A 17169-nucleotide genomic window follows, 5' to 3' on the forward strand; every position below is an offset into this window, starting at 1 on the left:
CCATTGGATTGTGCAGTGCTCATGGATTTTAATCATAAATATGCAATTCTTTGAGCTTACGAGTGAGGGTGTTTCTTCCCCAGCCGAGTAATTTTGCCGCTTCTTGTTTATGGCCATGTGTATGCTGCAAGGCCGTTTCAAGCAGAATCTTTTCAAACTGGGGCAGTGCTTCTGCTAATAAGTCAGTTTCGCCTTGCTGTAGAGCCTGTTGCGCCCACCGTTCTAAGCCTTGATGCCAGTGTTGAGGTTGAGTGTTAGCTTGCGTTGTCACTGTTGTTTCGATGATTTCTGGCGGTAAATCTGATGGTAGTATTTCATTACCACTTGCCATTACTGTTAGCCAGCGGCAGATGTTTTCTAATTGACGTACATTACCCGGCCACGGTAATTGGGTCAGTTTTTCTGCGGTCTGTGGATGGAGTGATTTAACTTCAACACTCAGTTCATCAGCGGCACGTTGTAAAAAGTGGTGCGCGAGTTGAGGAATATCTTGGCGGCGATCTTTGAGTGACGGTAGGTGTACTCGAATAACATTGAGGCGATGAAAGAGGTCTTCACGAAAATCCCCCGCCGCTACTAGTTGTTCTAGATGTTGGTGAGTGGCCGCAATAATACGTACATTGACCTTTATTGGCGCAAGCCCTCCAACACGATAAAATTGACCATCGGCTAATACACGTAGCAATCGTGTTTGAATATCTAATGGCATATCACCGATTTCATCGAGAAATAAGGTGCCGTCATTAGCTTGTTCAAATCGACCTTGGCGAACACTATTGGCGCCAGTAAATGCCCCTTTTTCGTGACCAAATAGTTCTGATTCGATTAAATCTTTAGGAATTGCGGCCATATTAAGCGCAATAAACGCGTTATTACTGCGTGGACTGTGACGATGCAATGCGTGTGCGACTAACTCTTTACCCGTCCCCGATTCGCCATTAATCAGCACTGAAATTGACGAACGTGATAAGCGTCCTATGGCGCGAAACACTTCTTGCATTGCAGGCGCTTCGCCAATGATTTCTGGAACATGCTTAGCTTCGATAACGGGCTGTTGTTGACGTTTTTGTTCTTGGCTATGGCTAAGGGCGCGTTCAACTAAGGTGACCGCTTCATCGATATCAAAGGGCTTGGGAAGATACTCAAACGCCCCGCGTTGATACGCATTAACTGCTGAATCAAGATCAGAGTGAGCTGTCATTATGATAACGGGTAACGTTGCATAATCTTGTTGTAGTGTCTTGAGCAACGTAAAACCATCAGTACCGGGCATTTTGATATCAGATACGAGCACGTCAGGAACACTACGCTCTAATGCGGCTAATACGCTATCAGCGTCAACAAAAGTCTCGCATTTCATGCCTGCATTGATGAGGGTGCGTTCTAATACCCAACGAATAGAGTTGTCATCATCAACAACCCAGATTAATCCTTTGCTCATAATACAATTCCTATGGTTGTCTGTGTTATGACTTAATCGGTAAATGAATGGTGAAATTGGTGTGTCCTGGCCAGCTAAAGACTTCAATTTTCCCTTGATGTTGATCGATGAGGTTGCGGGCTATCGAGAGTCCTAACCCCGTACCACCTTCGCGGCCTGTCACCATTGGGTAAAATAACGTGTCTTGAATATCAGGCGGAATACCTGGGCCATCATCAATAACTTCAATTGTTGCCGTGACGCGATGGTGAACACCTTGAATTAAGCTTTGATGAGCGGTACGGGTTTTTAATGTGATGGTACCGCCACCTTGACCTTTTAATGCTAATGCTGCGTTACTGACAATGTTTAATAATGCTTGCTCAAGCTGTTCAGCATCCATATTGATGTCAGGTAAACTTGGGTCGTAATCGCGTTCAATGTTAATCGTATCATCTGTTTCAATGTTGACTAACTGACGCACTTTTTCTAACACCAAATGAATATTATCTGTTTTACGAACCCCTGGTCGTTGTGGGCCTAATAATCGATCGACTAAATTACGCAGCCGATCAGCTTGTGCAATGATCATTTGGGTATATTCATGATAGCGGCTGTCGGGTAACGTTTTTTCAAGTAATTGTGCGGCACCACGTAAACCACCGAGAGGGTTTTTAATTTCATGGGCAAGGCCTCGAACGAGTTCTTTGGCTGCTTGTTGTTGTGCGTGTTGGTTAAGTTCTTGACTGATCCGACGTTGTTGATCAATCGGTTTTAATTCTAATAATATTAATAATTGCTTCTGCCATGAAATGGGACTGGCATTTACACCGAGTAAGTGTTGCTGGCCATCAATAACAAATGTCACATCACTGTCCGCTAATCCTTGGCCGCTGTGGAGTGTTGCTTTAACTTGATTAAGATCGAGAGAGCTGTATTGGAGTAATTTTGGTAATGGTGAATCAAGTAAGCGTCGTTTGCTGTATGACAGTAATTGTTCAGCGGCTGGATTGACGTAACGAATCACTAACGCTTCATCGAGTAATACAATGGCAGTGACTAAATTGTCGAGAATTATGGGCGTAAAACGGGTATTCACAATCATTATCCTTATCGATAGCTAAGCAAAAGATAGTTCGTATAAGTGAACGCCAGTCGCTGTTAGCCAATGCACCAAATTGGTGCATTGCAGTGTACTCGGTTTAATAGTGAACAGGCAGGATTTATTGTAAATAGGCGTTAACGGGGTTGAATTGGACTATTTTTAGGACGAGCCTGTGAGACGCGATGTAAATAAACCGTGATACTCTCTGATGAAGCAAGGATCTTGCCATTGTTAAGTAATTGGATTTGAATTTGGTGGCTACCACGATCGATATTCGTCAGTTGCCATGTTAGCTCTGTTTGAGGCGTACCGTTAACTTTGCCATCGATAACTAATTGCGCTTGAAGCTTTTTATTGAGTTTACGGTTGCTGACGGCTCGTACTTTGATATCACCGTCATTGCTGCGAATAGTTTGTTGATGTACTGGCGCTAATAAACTAATCGTTGCTGCGGGGAGTGATGGTTCAGCTTCAGTGGTGATTGATATGAGTTCTACATTGTCAGCTTGAGTGATGTTTACTTCAGTTGCTTGAATGTTGTGCTGCACTTCAGTAACGGATAGTTCAACGGTGCTGGCTTGTAGGGTATCAGGAGTGTCGCTAAAATGGACCACGCCATTATCATCAGTCCAAGAGTAGATCGTTGTTGTTGCTACTGCGGCGCTCGCTGCTGTTGTCAATAACAGCATTGATACCAGATTAATGAGTTTCATCCGTTAACTCTCCAGCAAGACCTTGATGGTCAATAAATCCTTTATTGTTACTGCTTTTGTTGTGGTAGCAAGATCAAAAAGACCTGCGTGTGAGGCAGGCCTAAATCTTGACTGTTAAGTCGTAATTATATTACTTAAACAGAGTAGTAAAGTTCAAATTCTAATGGATGTACTGCCATATTGATTTTCTCTACATCTTGCTCTTTTAGCGTGATGTAAGAATCAATAAAGTCATTAGAGAATACGCCACCAGAAGTTAAGAATTCACGATCATCGTCAAGCGCTTGTAGTGCAATTTGTAGTGACTCTGCAACTTTTGGAATTTCTGCAGCTTCTTCTGCTGGTAAGTCGTAAAGGTCTTTATCCATTGCTTCGCCTGGGTGGATCTTGTTAGCGATACCATCAAGGCCAGCCATTAGCATTGCTGCAAAGGCTAGGTATGGGTTCGCTGCTGGATCACCAAAGCGTACTTCGATACGACGTGCTTTTGGACTTGGTACGACTGGAATACGGATTGATGCAGAACGGTTACGTGCAGAGTAAGCCAACATAACAGGTGCTTCGTAGCCAGGGACTAGACGCTTGTATGAGTTCGTAGCAGGGTTGGCAAAGGCGTTGATTGCACGTGCGTGCTTAATGATACCGCCGATGTAGAACAATGCCATTTCAGATAGGCCGCCGTACTTATCACCTGCAAATAGGTTAACACCATCTTTAGCCAGTGACATGTGAACGTGCATACCTGAGCCATTATCACCAACCAGTGGTTTAGGCATAAAGGTTGCTGTTTTACCAAACGCGTGTGCCACGTTATGAACAACATACTTATAAATCTGAATTTCATCAGCTTTATTGGTTAATGTATTGAAACGAGTTGCGATCTCGTTTTGACCTGCGGTCGCGACTTCATGGTGGTGAGCTTCAACAACCAGTCCCATTTCTTCCATGATCAAACACATTGCAGAGCGAATGTCTTGTGATGAATCAACAGGAGCGACTGGGAAATAACCGCCTTTAACGCCTGGACGGTGACCTTTGTTACCGCCTTCAATTTTAGTGCCGCTGTTCCATGCTGCTTCAATGTCGTCAATCTTAAAGAATGAACCTGACATATCAGTATTAAATCGCACGTCATCAAAGAGGAAGAATTCTGGTTCAGGTCCGACTAAAACATTGTCAGCAAAACCTGCTGAACGCATGAATTCTTCTGCACGTTTAGCGATTGAGCGAGGGTCACGATCGTAGCCTTGCATTGTTGCTGGCTCAAGAATATCACAACGAATATTTAGGGTTGCGTCTTCAGTAAATGGGTCAAGTACCGCACTTGCTGCATCAGGCATCATTACCATGTCTGATTCATTAATGCCTTTCCAGCCAGCTACAGAAGAGCCATCAAACATTTTACCTTCTTCAAAAAAATCAGCATCGATTTGATGAGATGGAATAGAAATGTGCTGTTCTTTACCTTTGGTATCGGTAAAACGTAGGTCAATAAACTTAACTTCATTTTCCTGGATCAGTGCTAATACGTTTTCAACTGACATCTTGAGTAACCTCCGGTGTTATTTAGGGCGATGGCCGCAAACTTTGTGCTCATACTGTGATGAGCAAATCTAAAAGTATTAAAGCGAAAACCATGCCAACTTTTAAAAGCCCCTGAAATGCGTGTTTATAGCATTTAAAGCACTTTTTCCTATCCTTATTTGCACTATTATGGTGAGGTGCCGCACTAATTTGGTGCAGCATTGGAATGTATTGAAAGAGGTGCAAGATCTCTTTATTCATTCATCCATTCAATAGTCGTACTACTATGGTGATGAGGCTAAATATTGTCAATCTGTGAGGTAGATAATTTTGGGTTTTATTGTTAATTTAGCGCTATCTAAACGTTGTAAAAAAGAACATTGATTATGCTTTTGGGTGAATTATTACTTATTTATCGTACGAATAAAGCGTATGAAAAAAATAAAAATAGCCAAAAAAGTGAGTAAAAATGCGGCTCTAGAGAGAAATCGTAAAAAAGCCGGTGATATAAATCACATATTTCGTGGGTTTTAGCGTAAAATCTGTTAAATTATGAGCCGTTTTTTTAATCAAGTAGCCTCTATTAAGACGCTGCATGTTCTGAGTGAATCTGAAACTAATGTCTAATCAATCGATCGATAACTTAAGAAATATCGCAATTATTGCTCACGTTGACCACGGTAAAACTACCCTGGTTGATAAACTTCTACAGCAATCTGGCACGTTAGAGGGTCGCGGCGAAGCCGAAGAACGTGTTATGGATTCTAATGATATCGAAAAAGAGCGTGGCATTACCATTCTTGCTAAGAACACAGCAATTAACTGGAATGACTACCGCATCAATATCGTAGACACCCCTGGACACGCAGACTTCGGTGGTGAAGTTGAGCGTATCATGTCTATGGTTGACTCTGTATTGCTTATCGTTGACGCAGTTGACGGCCCAATGCCTCAAACTCGTTTCGTAACGCAAAAAGCGTTTGCATACGGTCTTAAGCCAATCGTTGTAATCAACAAGATTGACCGTCCAGGTGCACGTCCTGAGTGGGTTATGGATCAAATCTTTGACCTATTTGACAACCTTGGCGCAACTGACGAACAACTAGATTTCACAACTGTTTACGCATCAGCGCTAAACGGTTGGGCAACAATGGAAGAAGGCGAAGTTGGCGAGAACATGGAACCATTGTTCCAAGCTGTTGTTGATAACGTTGCTGCACCATTTGTTGACGTTGATGGCCCACTACAGATGCAAATCTCTCAGTTAGATTACAGCTCTTACGTTGGTGTTATCGGTGTTGCTCGTATCGCTCGTGGTACTGTTGCTCCAAACCAACAAGTTACTATCATCGGTGCTGACGGTACTAAGCGTAACGGTAAAGTAGGTACAGTTCTTGGTTACCTAGGTCTTGAGCGTTACGAAGTTACTGAAGCGAAAGCGGGTGACATCATTGCAATCACAGGTCTTGGCGAGCTTAAGATTTCTGACACTATCTGTGACGTAAACACTGTTGAAGCATTACCAGCATTGTCTGTTGATGAACCAACTGTAACCATGACTTTCCAAGTAAACACTTCACCGTTTGCTGGTAAAGAAGGTAAGTATGTTACTTCACGTAACATCCTTGAGCGTCTACAAAAAGAATTAGTACACAACGTAGCATTGCGCGTTGAAGAAACTGAAAGTCCAGACCGTTTCCGTGTTTCAGGCCGTGGTGAACTTCACCTATCTATCCTGATTGAAAACATGCGTCGTGAAGGTTATGAGCTAGCAGTATCTCGCCCAGAAGTTATCATCAAAGAAGAAGATGGTAAGCTAATGGAACCGTTTGAAATTGTAACTATCGATGTAATTGAAGAGCATCAAGGTAGTGTAATGGAGAAAATCGGTATCCGTAAGGGTGAGCTAAAAGACATGGCACCAGATGGTAAAGGCCGTGTTCGTATGGACTTTATGATGCCTTCTCGTGGTCTTATCGGTTTCCAAACAGAATTCCTAACAATGACGTCTGGTTCTGGTCTTATCTACCACACATTTGATCACTACGGTCCTCACAAGGGCGGTACTATCGGTCAACGTGCAAACGGCGTATTGATCTCTAACGGTACTGGTAAAGCGGTAACATATTCGCTATTCAACCTACAAGAGCGTGGCCGTCTGTTTGCTGAACACGGTGATGAAGTATATGAAGGTCAGATCATTGGTATGCACAACCGTGCAAACGATCTAACTATCAACTGTCTACGTGGTAAGCAGCTAACAAACGTTCGTGCATCTGGTACTGATGAAGCACAAACGCTTTCTCCTGCTGTTAAGTATACGCTTGAGCAAGCACTAGAATTCATCGATGATGATGAGCTAGTAGAAGTAACACCAGAAAGCATTCGTATCCGTAAGAAACTTCTTACTGAAAACGATCGTAAACGTTCAGGTCGTGGCGGTAAGTAATTACCCCTAGCTGACGCTTACTAATACAATCCCTCGCTTGGCAACAAGCGGGGGATTGTTGTATCTGGCGTGTGCCAATATTCCTGAGACAAAAAAAAGAGCTAACATTGTTAGCTCTTTTTTTATGGTTACATCATCGTAATAAGTACGGGTTACTTTTTCAAATGACCAATAAAGCGATTTGATTCAGCAATCGCATGGTTCATATCACGAATAGCACCAGAGATTTCAGTTTGTAATGAATTAAATTGCCCCTGAAGTGAGCCAATAGCCGCAGCATTAAGGTTATGCTTCAGATAAAGGGTGTTATCACGCAATGTATCTAAAACGGGCTCCATTTTCTTTTCAGCGCGTTTCATTGCGGCTAACATTTTATTGTAAGATACTTTTGTTGTTTGTAATTTACGTTGGCTATCGCGTTTAAGGTTGGCGCTTTTATACAATGATAGTTCTTGCTGCCATTCCTCAAACATCGCATTGGCAACATCTTCAATCGCTGCAATACGATCATTAACATTTTTCACAGCGGCTTCACTGCTTTGATATTGACTATCAATATCCTGATAAGCTGATTCTAGATCGCCACCATCAAATTGGTTTAGTGCTTTTAGACCATCAAGGGCACTGGTAAATTGTTTTTGGGCGTTTTGTTGGGCTTGATTGGCATCTTCAACGCGATCAACCATGATATCGCGTTTATAGACACCCACTTTTTCCATGGCTGAGTAATAAGCTGTTTGACAACCAGAAAGTAGGCTGACACTTAGAAAAAGTGCAATAAAATAAGGCATGTTTTGCTCCTTGTTGAGACATGCGAAAGGAAAAAATCATATTACCACAGAGTGCTAACGCAACGATTTCAATAGATAAACGACAGTTACAGCATGCAACAATAACATGGCTGTATTCCATAACGTAGAGGTGGAATTTTCTATTATGGCTGACAATAAACAACCTGTGAAATTTGTATTGTGGCAACGATTGCTGCGAACCATGGAATATTTTGGTTATTTAATTCAGCGCATCAATCATGACCGTTTAACTGTCATTGCCGGATCAATGGCTTATGTGAGTTTATTATCATTAGTACCGTTGTTGACGGTAATCATTTCTGCATTGTCGGTAGTGCCCGCCTTTGCAGGGGTTGGATCGCAAGTACAACAATTTGTTATTACGCATTTTGTACCTGCGGCTGGTGCAGTCGTGACCACATATCTAAATGAATTTATTGTTAATGCTGGCAAAATGACAATGGTCGGTATTGGGGCATTATTTGTGGTCGCGATGATGCTTATATCTTCAATTGATAAATCATTAAATTATATTTGGCGAGTAAAGCAAAAACGGCGTTGGATCATATCCCTTGCGGTGTATTGGATGATCCTTACTTTAGGCCCTATCCTTTTGGGTTCAAGTATTGCATTGAGTACCTATGTTGGATCATTAGTCTTTGTTGAGCATCAAGTGTTACATGGTGTGGTACAGCAATCATTACAGTGGCTTCCTTCTATGATGTCTGGTTTGGCTTTTTTATTGCTGTATGCGCTAGTGCCTAATTGTAAGGTGTTATTTAAACATGCGCTGTTAGGGGCGTTATGTAGCAGTATTTTGTTTGAGTTAAGTAAAAAAGGGTTTGTGATTTATTTAGCACATTTTCATTCTTATCAAATGATTTATGGGGCACTGTCCGTGATCCCTATTTTGTTTGTGTGGGTGTATTTATGTTGGTGTATCGTATTACTGGGTGCGGAGATCACCGCTAGCCTCGGCGAGCGTGGTTTTTGGGATATCACTCAATCTCAAGCATCGATAACGACCATGGTGACAAACAGTGACCATGATAATAAAGAATAAGAAGGGACAATAATGATAGCGTTAATTCAGCGAGTAAGTGAAGCCACGGTTACTGTCGATGGTAAAGTAACTGGGGCGATTGGTAATGGCTTGTTGGTGTTATTAGGGGTCGAAAAAGGTGATGATGAAGCCAAAGCCCAAAAGCTACGTGATAAGGTGTTGGGGTACCGTATCTTCAGTGATGCTGACGATAAAATGAATCTTAATGTTCAACAGGCACAGGGCAGTGTATTGGTGGTATCGCAATTTACGTTAGCGGCGGACACTAAAAAAGGCATGCGTCCGGGATTTTCAACTGGGGCGGCGCCGATTGAAGCTGAACGCTTGTACCAATATTTTGTCGAACAATGTAAGGCACAACCGATTGTAACTGAAACTGGCGTGTTTGGCGCAGATATGAAGGTGGCATTAGTGAATGATGGACCGGTAACGTTTTGGTTGCAGGTTTAAACCTAGGGTTGTGAATTTACGCTTTTAATGGCTGTAAACGATTGAGAAGAGAGGGAATGCATGTTTCGATTAGTCACTCCGCAAACCGAACAACAGTTTGCACGTTATTATCATTTTCGTTGGCAAATGCTACGTCAACCATGGCAAATGCCGTTGGGCTCTGAGCGTGATGCTTATGATGATGTCAGTGCGCATAGAATGCTTGTTGATAACGATGACAATGTGGTGGCTATTGGACGTTTATATGTTACTCCTGACAATGAAGGTCAAGTGCGTTATATGGCTGTTGATGCCACCGTGCAACATCATGGTTTAGGTGGCATGATTTTAATGGCACTTGAATCATTGGCACGCTATGACGGAGCGAAACGTCTAGTGTGTAATGCTCGTGAAGCTGCGATTCCTTTTTATATAAAAAATGGTTTTGAGAGCCGAGGTGAATTAAGTGATGAGCATGGCCCAATGCGACATCAACAGATGGTTAAACTATTACCGCCACTTACCGATGTCGCTCGTCAGCCACAATGGTGTCAGGAGCTACAGGCGTTATGGCAAAGCCAAATTCCAATTAGTGATAAAATGGGCATCAAAATTAATCAATATACAGGCTATCGATTTGAGGTGAGTGCGTTGTTTAATGCTAACCTTAATCCAAATGAATTTATGTTTGCGGGCAGTATTTTTACGATGGCAACCTTAGCCGGATGGGGTTTTATTTGGTTGCTACTTAAAGAGCGAGGCTTACAAGGTAATATTATTCTGGTTGATAGCCATATTCGATATTCCGCGCCGGTAACGGAGCGTCCGATTGCTGTCACTACGCTGGAGCATTTACACGGTGATTTTGATCGAATTACTCAACAGCGCAAAGGACGGATCACGGTTGATGTCAATGTTCAATGCGGTAAAACTGTCTTATCAACCTTTACGGGAACATATTTAGTGTTACCCGTACAAGACGAGTTAACTGTGGTGGTGGATACCCCCTGAGACCAGTTGCGGATTAAACTTTTACAGTCCGTTGTGAGCGTAAGTTTGCATTGTTGTTGGTTGGAATTAGCGAGGTTCCATTGACCGTCTATGTTTAGACCAAAATCATCGCCTGTGATGGACGATAGTGGTAATTGAATAATGCCATCTTGTGCTGTTAGTGTCAGCGGGGTGGTTGATAGTGGTAACGATGCTGCTGTCTCTAATGTGGCAGGCAGGTTAATTGCTGAAAAATGCGGTTGTTGCCATTGGTTCAATAATTGCTGGGGAGTGATGTTTGTTAAAGCTAATTGGCGGAATGCAATATTAGCACTGCCTGTTAAGTGAGTATTAAAATCTGCCCAATTGTTGGCATGACCGTTGAGTTTTATTTGAGTGTCCATTGCTCCCGTAAGTGGAAGTGGCAATGCTAACCAGCGGTATAGTATTTGTGCTGGCATGGTGTCGCCCATGATGGTTAATTGCCATGGACGAAGTGGATTCTCAAGTGACATTCTTGCCCGTGCTTTTAACATGCCATGTTTAAACGGTAATACCAATTTATCTAACTGCCATTGACCTGCATTACTGTGCATGGTCGCGATGGCTTGGTTCATTACAATTTGATTGATACTGCCAAAGCCTAAGTTAGCTTCAACCTGACCTTGCCATAATCCCCATTGATTATTTTGTTTAAGTACCGTGTCTTGTGCATCTACATCAATCCCCGCTAATTGAAACGGAATAGTTGTTGCTGATGAGGTGATCTGACTATTATTAATATTGATTTTTTTTGCTATCACACCGGTGTATGGCTGCTGCCATTGTTGCCACTTCTGGTGCCAATTTTTACCTACAAACCATTTAATACCACTGGCTTTTAGGTCATTAATAAATAGCTGGTGTGGATCCATCCAGCCATCAACCCGCACAAAACCTTGCATAATATGGGCTGACATTCCGTGACTGATAATTTGTTGGGGCATAAATTGTAATTCAGCTAAAGGTTGCTCAAAATTAAGTTGTTGCCATTGAGCATGGCTAGCACTGAATGATAAGCGACTGTCTTTTTGCTGCCAGTAGGTGAGTGGCCACTGCCAATTCTCTAATGATAAATTAATATCATCAGCTCCCCATTGTGGTAATTCAATACTGCTATTAACCACATCGATACGATTAAATGTAATGGTTTTTAAGGCTATTATTGGTTGGGTGAATTGCTGTTGCCAAGCGTCGAATAGCTGTTGGTCTTGCAAGTGAAAACGACTGATGGTGAGTTGGTCGACAGTCAAACGGTGATTATGATTATCAAGCTGAGCTTGGGCGGTGACTGTCGCTTGATGCCACAGGCCTGAAATACCATTAAATTGCCATTGGTGATCGTGTTTATCCGCATTAATGAGTAATTGTTGTAAGGTAATTTGATGCCACTTAATACTGGTCGCACGCATTTTAAAATTGCCATTAAAACTTTGCCACCACGGTGTGTTCAATACTGGTGTTTGCCAATTATCCATTTCAATTAAACCCTGTTTAATCGTTAATTGAGGAGTGTCTATATTGGTATTATTAAGTATTAATCGTTTGATGGTTATTGGTTCTGCTTGATTAAGCTGTGGCATATTAGCGGTGGTGAGATTATTAATTTGAACACCGTCAAACATCAGTTTGTGGTCGGTAAGGCTTGATTTGGATAGCCATAATTGAATGCTATCAGCGTTAATCAATACCTGTTGGTGTTGTGTTATCTCAGCATGTTCAAATGTGACTTGATAAGGTGTTCGAATATCGTAATCAATCTTTTTAGCGAACACTTGGTAAGGTGATATTTGTGCGAGGACAAAATTTAGTAGTGGTTGATTATAACGTGTATGTAATAACCCAATGATGGTGGTCAGGCTTACGACGACGATTAACATAAAAATAAGCACTACTTTGCTAAACAGTCGCATAGTTTTTCCTCGTAAGCTGAAAGTATAAAATCAAGATATTGGCTTATTGAGGGTGAGCGAAAAAATATTTTTTAGCAAGCGCTTTGGTTGATGGGTTAAGGTGAAATTTAGTTATAAAAAAACAGCCTCTGATAAAAGAGGCTGTTATCGGATAATTCAATGAGGAGTTAAATTAACCGAGTTGTGGGCCCGCAGTGACTAATTGTTGGCCTTCTTGAGTATCGGTGTACTTATCAAAGTTAGTGATAAAGCGATGAGCCAAATCTTCAGCTTTGCTTTGCCACTGAAGTGGATCAGTGTAAGTATCGCGTGGATCAAGAATTGTTGGATCAACACCAGGTAATGATGTTGGGATTGTTAAGTTGAAAATAGGAATTTGCTTGGTATTTGCATCATCAATTGAGCCATCAAGAATTGCATCAATGATTGCACGTGTGTCTTGAATTGAAATGCGCTTACCCGTGCCGTTCCAACCTGTATTGACTAAGTAAGCTTCAGCACCTGCGGCTTCCATACGCTTAACTAATACTTCTGCATATTGAGTTGGATGCAAGGTTAAGAATGCATTACCAAAGCAGGCTGAAAATGTTGGTGTTGGTTCAGTAATACCACGCTCAGTACCGGCTAATTTAGCGGTAAAGCCAGAGAGGAAATGGTACTTAGTTTGCTCTGGGGTTAATTTTGATACTGGCGGTAATACACCAAAAGCATCTGCTGATAAGAAGATCACTTTATTGGCGTGACCACCTTTTGATACTGGTTTTACTATATTTTCGATATGATAAATTGGGTAAGAAACACGGGTGTTTTCAGTTTTTGAATTATCATCAAAATCAATGGCACCATTGCCGCGTACTGTCACGTTTTCTAATAAAGCATCACGACGAATAGCATTGTAGATATCAGGTTCTGCTTCTTTTGATAGGTTAATAGTTTTTGCGTAGCAACCACCTTCAAAGTTAAATACACCGTTGTCATCCCAACCATGCTCATCATCACCAATTAATGCGCGTTTAGGGTCGGTTGATAAAGTTGTTTTACCTGTACCAGAAAGGCCAAAGAATACTGCAACATCACCTTCTTGGCTCATGTTGGCAGAACAGTGCATTGATGCAATGCCTTGTAGGGGTAAGAAGTAGTTCATCATTGCGAACATACCTTTCTTCATTTCACCTCCGTACCATGTACCACCAATGAGTTGCATTTTTTCGCTAAGATTGAAAACAGTGAAGTTTTCAGAATTCATGCCGTGCTCTTGCCACTTAGGGTTAGTGCACTTTGAACCATTCATGATCACAAAATCAGGTTCAAAATTTTCAAGCTCGGCTTCTGTTGGGCGAATGAACATGTTTTTGACAAAATGCGCTTGCCATGCAACTTCGGTGATCACGCGAATACAAAGACGTGTATCAGGATTAGCACCACAATAACCATCAACAACAAAAAGACGTTTGTTCGATAGTTGGTTAGTGACCAATTCTTTAAGATCTAGCCATGCTGTTTGGGTTAGGGCTTTATTGTCATTTTTACCTTGATCTGACCACCACAACGTATCTTTGGTTGTGTTATCACGCACAATAAATTTATCTTGTGGTGAACGGCCTGTAAAAATGCCTGTATCAACAGATACAGCACCTAGCTCAGTAACTATACCGCGCTCGTAACCTTCAAGTTCTGGTTTGGTTTCTTCATTGAAAAGAACTTCGTAGGATGGGTTACGAATAACATCTGAAACATTGGTAATACCGTATTGGGATAAATCCATGTTGTTTGCAACCTTATTATCGACACAAGTAGTGCTCATTGGTGCTCCTAGGGTAAGATGTTGTTTGACTGTCAATCATGCTAGCAACCCTAAACCGCTAAATCAGGGACGGTCATCAAAAAAATAACCATCGTTATGTTAATTTTAGGTAAAAATGTCGAGTTGGCGAGAGGTTTTATTTTGCTTAAATGTTAATTTTTATTTGTTGTGATGATGGTCAATATTTACGCGTGGTGATTGCAAAAAAAGCACAATTAAAGTTGAAATATAAATGCATATACGTTGTGGCGATGGCTGGGTGGAATATAAGGCAAAAAAAAGCTGACCTAATTGGTCAGCTTTAAATGAAAGGGGTAAATGTGCGGTTAGTGAATTTGATCGCTATCAGTAGTATTTGCGCTATTGTCACGTAGAGCGGCGACATCGATACTATCGAAATCATAGCTGGTACCACAATAATCACAATGCAGTGATACTTTGCCATCTTCAGCAATCATGTTATCAATTTCTTGAGGTTGAACACTCATGATGGCCGCAGCACTACGCTCACGAGAACAACCACATTCAAAGCTAACCGGTTGTGCTTCAAATAATTGCACTTGTTCTTGGTGGTAAAGGCGATATAGCACATCTTGTGCTTCTAATGTAAACAGCTCGTCATCTTTAACGGTTTCAGTTAGCGCTTCTAAATGCTCAAAGTCGCCTTCAGTGCCCGTACCATCAGGCATAATTTGCAATAACATACCTGCGGCTTTTACTTGGTCGTCAATTTCACCAGTACGTAACCAGATGCGGGTTTTTAATTGCTCTGAATTTTTGAAATAACTTTCAAGACACTCCGCTAATGTATCGCCATCAAGACCCACGACACCTTGGTAACGCTCGCCTTTGGTTGGCGTAATGGTGATCACCATGTGACCTTTACCCATTAAGTCATGAATTGTTCCGGCTTCTACATTACCGTTCCAGCGAGCAACACCACGTAGCTGTTGGTTATGATCACCGTTGATTACCGCTAGGCTGACAGGACCATCACCTTGAACTTGAACGGTAATTGAACCTTCAAATTTTAAGGTTGCGGTTAATAGACTGGTTGCTACTAATAATTCACCCAATAATGTCGCTACTGGTGCTGGGTAGTTTTTATCCGCAATAATTTGTTGGTAAGTTTGACTTACTTGTACCAATTCACCGCGAACGGCTGCGCCATCGAAAAGGTAACGGTTTAAACTATCGTTTGTCATGAGTATGTATTCTCCAACTATAGAGCCAACCCAATAAAGGGATAAAATGAACAGTAATTACTTTATGGCCAACGCCGCAACCAAGGCGGTTAAACCGTTGCAATAAAGCACTCATTGTTGAAATTATAATTTAATAGGTTGGCACTGAGTTATTTATTCAGATGAGTTAATATTTTTGAATCGCATAATGTCGCGGCGTTGCTTTTTATCCGGTCGTTTTTCTGGACTTGGATTGTCATAAGCATTGAGTTTACGCATTTTTGCCGTCTGTTCACGGGCTGTAATGCTTTCTGCCGTTTCTCGATAGAGCAGTTGTGCTTCTGGTGCGCCACGGCGGCAGTCAGAAATTTGTTCAATGATGATTATTTTCTCATCGTTACTCTGACGTAATTTTACCGTTGCGCCAAGTTCAATAATTTTACTTGGTTTTGATCGCTGACCATTGTACTGCACTTTACCGCCATCGATCATAGTGCGAGCAATTGAACGTGTTTTGTAAAAGCGGGCAGCCCATAACCATTTATCCAGACGAACCTGTTTAAGATTCGAGGTGTTTTGCTTCATTACGGTGCCTTTATTTGCTGAAACGATAAATTATCACATTCTACAGATAACCGCAGTAATGTGACTATTTAGTATAAATGGTGATATTAGCCGAGGATTTCAATCACTGAGTAAGAATTTATTACAAAAAATCAGTAAATTCTTAGATACTATGGTGTTTTGTGTGGATTATTAAATAGTATTTCAGTCATTAACAGGCGATCATTGTCAGTTCAATTTTATAGTGCAACGGCACTGCACTTATCTGTTTAATGGTAGTTGGTATTTTAACAATGGATTTCACTATGCTTGCTTCAAAGTGGTTTACTGCTGCAACAACCAAATGTCCGTTATCATTACAATCTGTCACACGTCTTTTAACTTATCTTTTAGTAGTGATATTGGCATGGGTTTTAGGGCGTTTAGTGTGGTCTATTATCGAGCCTTCCCCTGTAGTTGCTCGCTGGCAACCGTTAGCGGTTACTGTAAACACCTCCCAACAGCAATTGCCCGTCAATGAATTATTAAGTTTAAATTTGTTTGGTCGCTATCAAGCAAATGCAGCGGTCGTTGCGAAAAAGCCCGTTAAACAAGATGCTCCTCAAACGCAGTTACGGTTAACGTTAGTTGGTGTCGTTGCGAGCTCTATTCCGTCAAAAGCATTGGCTGTGGTCACTAATAACGGTAAACAAAATACTTACGGTATTAATGAAGTAATTGATAACACACGTGCAACTTTAATTGCGGTGTATAACGATCGGGTAATTATTCGAAATAATGGTCGTGATGAAACCTTGATGCTTGAGGGATTGAAATTTACTAAAGCGTCTACCCCTGCTGTTGTGCAGCAAAAGAAACCGCGTGGTAATACAGCAGAGCTCGCCAAAATCAAACAAGAAATTTTATCTGAGCCGCAATCCTTATTTAGTTATATTCGTTTATCTCAGGTAAAAAAAGATGGTCAAATTGAAGGCTATCGCGTTAATCCGGGTAAAAATAGAATTTTATTTGATCAGGTAGGTCTTAAAGCCAATGATCTTGCAGTGAGTATTAATGGTAATAGCCTTACCGATCCTGCAATTATGGCCAAACTTTGGGGTGAGTTGTCTTCAGCCACTGATTTTACACTGACGGTTGATCGTGACGGTCAGTTACATAATATCCACATTGAGCTGCAATAA

The 17169-nt window shown here is 41.5% G+C and carries 14 protein-coding genes; 5 read left to right on the forward strand and 9 right to left on the reverse strand.

What is annotated here, in order from left to right:
• Window positions 1-28: 28 nt before the first annotated feature.
• From glnG to glnA, 4 genes are all read right to left on the reverse strand, one after another.
• Window positions 29-1441: a nitrogen regulation protein NR(I) gene (glnG, locus tag C9J51_RS15485; RefSeq protein ID WP_107275237.1), complete on the reverse strand. Its 1413-nt coding sequence runs from the start codon at window positions 1439-1441 to the stop codon at window positions 29-31.
• Between the two features lie 25 nt (window positions 1442-1466).
• Window positions 1467-2519, reverse strand: a complete 1053-nt coding sequence (gene glnL / locus C9J51_RS15490; RefSeq protein ID WP_373455649.1) for a nitrogen regulation protein NR(II) — start codon at window positions 2517-2519, stop codon at window positions 1467-1469.
• Between the two features lie 140 nt (window positions 2520-2659).
• A complete protein-coding gene (locus C9J51_RS15495; protein ID WP_045036842.1) occupies window positions 2660-3238 on the reverse strand; it encodes a DUF4124 domain-containing protein in 579 nt (192 codons plus the stop codon).
• Between the two features lie 134 nt (window positions 3239-3372).
• On the reverse strand, window positions 3373-4782 hold the full coding sequence (gene glnA, locus C9J51_RS15500; protein ID WP_045036841.1) for a glutamate--ammonia ligase: 1410 nt from the start codon (window positions 4780-4782) through the stop codon (window positions 3373-3375).
• Between the two features lie 599 nt (window positions 4783-5381).
• Between glnA and typA the strand changes: the two genes are divergently transcribed.
• Entirely contained in the window at window positions 5382-7211 is a 1830-nt protein-coding gene (gene typA / locus C9J51_RS15510; RefSeq protein WP_045036839.1) for a translational GTPase TypA, read from the forward strand.
• 152 nt (window positions 7212-7363) lie between these two features.
• Here the strand turns inward: typA and C9J51_RS15515 are convergent, their stop codons facing one another.
• Complete coding sequence (locus C9J51_RS15515; RefSeq protein WP_045036838.1) at window positions 7364-8002, reverse strand: DUF2959 domain-containing protein; 639 nt, start codon at window positions 8000-8002, stop codon at window positions 7364-7366.
• A 145-nt stretch (window positions 8003-8147) separates the two neighbouring features.
• Between C9J51_RS15515 and C9J51_RS15520 the strand changes: the two genes are divergently transcribed.
• Genes C9J51_RS15520 through C9J51_RS15530 form a run of 3 tightly spaced genes read left to right on the forward strand, consistent with a single transcriptional unit; the run spans window position 8148 to window position 10505 of the window.
• Complete coding sequence (locus C9J51_RS15520) at window positions 8148-9065, forward strand: virulence factor BrkB family protein (protein ID WP_045036837.1); 918 nt, start codon at window positions 8148-8150, stop codon at window positions 9063-9065.
• 12 nt (window positions 9066-9077) lie between these two features.
• A complete protein-coding gene (gene dtd / locus C9J51_RS15525; RefSeq protein ID WP_045036836.1) occupies window positions 9078-9515 on the forward strand; it encodes a D-aminoacyl-tRNA deacylase in 438 nt (145 codons plus the stop codon).
• Window positions 9516-9575: 60 nt separating this feature from the next.
• Window positions 9576-10505, forward strand: a complete 930-nt coding sequence (locus C9J51_RS15530; RefSeq protein ID WP_045036835.1) for a bifunctional GNAT family N-acetyltransferase/hotdog fold thioesterase — start codon at window positions 9576-9578, stop codon at window positions 10503-10505.
• Here the strand turns inward: C9J51_RS15530 and C9J51_RS15535 are convergent.
• The 4 genes from C9J51_RS15535 to hslR form a co-directional block, all read right to left on the reverse strand.
• A complete protein-coding gene (locus C9J51_RS15535; RefSeq protein ID WP_052668091.1) occupies window positions 10412-12436 on the reverse strand; it encodes an AsmA family protein in 2025 nt (674 codons plus the stop codon). The two genes, C9J51_RS15530 and C9J51_RS15535, sit on opposite strands and share 94 nt — an antisense overlap.
• Window positions 12437-12608: 172 nt before the next feature.
• Window positions 12609-14240 (reverse strand): phosphoenolpyruvate carboxykinase (ATP), encoded by a 1632-nt coding sequence (gene pckA / locus C9J51_RS15540; protein ID WP_045036834.1) that lies wholly within the window; start codon window positions 14238-14240, stop codon window positions 12609-12611.
• Window positions 14241-14566: 326 nt separating this feature from the next.
• Window positions 14567-15445, reverse strand: coding sequence for an Hsp33 family molecular chaperone HslO (gene hslO / locus C9J51_RS15545; RefSeq protein ID WP_045036833.1), 879 nt, complete (start codon window positions 15443-15445; stop codon window positions 14567-14569).
• Between the two features lie 153 nt (window positions 15446-15598).
• On the reverse strand, window positions 15599-16009 hold the full coding sequence (gene hslR, locus C9J51_RS15550) for a ribosome-associated heat shock protein Hsp15 (protein ID WP_045040174.1): 411 nt from the start codon (window positions 16007-16009) through the stop codon (window positions 15599-15601).
• 284 nt (window positions 16010-16293) lie between these two features.
• On the opposite strand from hslR, the gene gspC reads away from it, so the two are divergent.
• Complete coding sequence (gene gspC, locus C9J51_RS15555) at window positions 16294-17169, forward strand: type II secretion system protein GspC (protein WP_045040173.1); 876 nt, start codon at window positions 16294-16296, stop codon at window positions 17167-17169.

This window comes from Photobacterium iliopiscarium (genome assembly GCF_003026395.1).
GTDB lineage: Bacteria > Pseudomonadota > Gammaproteobacteria > Enterobacterales > Vibrionaceae > Photobacterium > Photobacterium iliopiscarium.

Coding starts and splice junctions, on each gene's coding strand:
- glnG (WP_107275237.1), bottom strand. CDS start 1,441: ATGAGCAAAGGATTAATCTGGGTTGTTGATGATGACAACTCTATTCGT.
- C9J51_RS15495 (WP_045036842.1), bottom strand. CDS start 3,238: ATGAAACTCATTAATCTGGTATCAATGCTGTTATTGACAACAGCAGCG.
- glnA (WP_045036841.1), bottom strand. CDS start 4,782: ATGTCAGTTGAAAACGTATTAGCACTGATCCAGGAAAATGAAGTTAAG.
- typA (WP_045036839.1), top strand. CDS start 5,382: ATGTCTAATCAATCGATCGATAACTTAAGAAATATCGCAATTATTGCT.
- C9J51_RS15515 (WP_045036838.1), bottom strand. CDS start 8,002: ATGCCTTATTTTATTGCACTTTTTCTAAGTGTCAGCCTACTTTCTGGT.
- C9J51_RS15520 (WP_045036837.1), top strand. CDS start 8,148: ATGGCTGACAATAAACAACCTGTGAAATTTGTATTGTGGCAACGATTG.
- dtd (WP_045036836.1), top strand. CDS start 9,078: ATGATAGCGTTAATTCAGCGAGTAAGTGAAGCCACGGTTACTGTCGAT.
- C9J51_RS15530 (WP_045036835.1), top strand. CDS start 9,576: ATGTTTCGATTAGTCACTCCGCAAACCGAACAACAGTTTGCACGTTAT.
- C9J51_RS15535 (WP_052668091.1), bottom strand. CDS start 12,436: ATGCGACTGTTTAGCAAAGTAGTGCTTATTTTTATGTTAATCGTCGTC.
- pckA (WP_045036834.1), bottom strand. CDS start 14,240: ATGAGCACTACTTGTGTCGATAATAAGGTTGCAAACAACATGGATTTA.
- hslO (WP_045036833.1), bottom strand. CDS start 15,445: ATGACAAACGATAGTTTAAACCGTTACCTTTTCGATGGCGCAGCCGTT.
- hslR (WP_045040174.1), bottom strand. CDS start 16,009: ATGAAGCAAAACACCTCGAATCTTAAACAGGTTCGTCTGGATAAATGG.
- gspC (WP_045040173.1), top strand. CDS start 16,294: ATGCTTGCTTCAAAGTGGTTTACTGCTGCAACAACCAAATGTCCGTTA.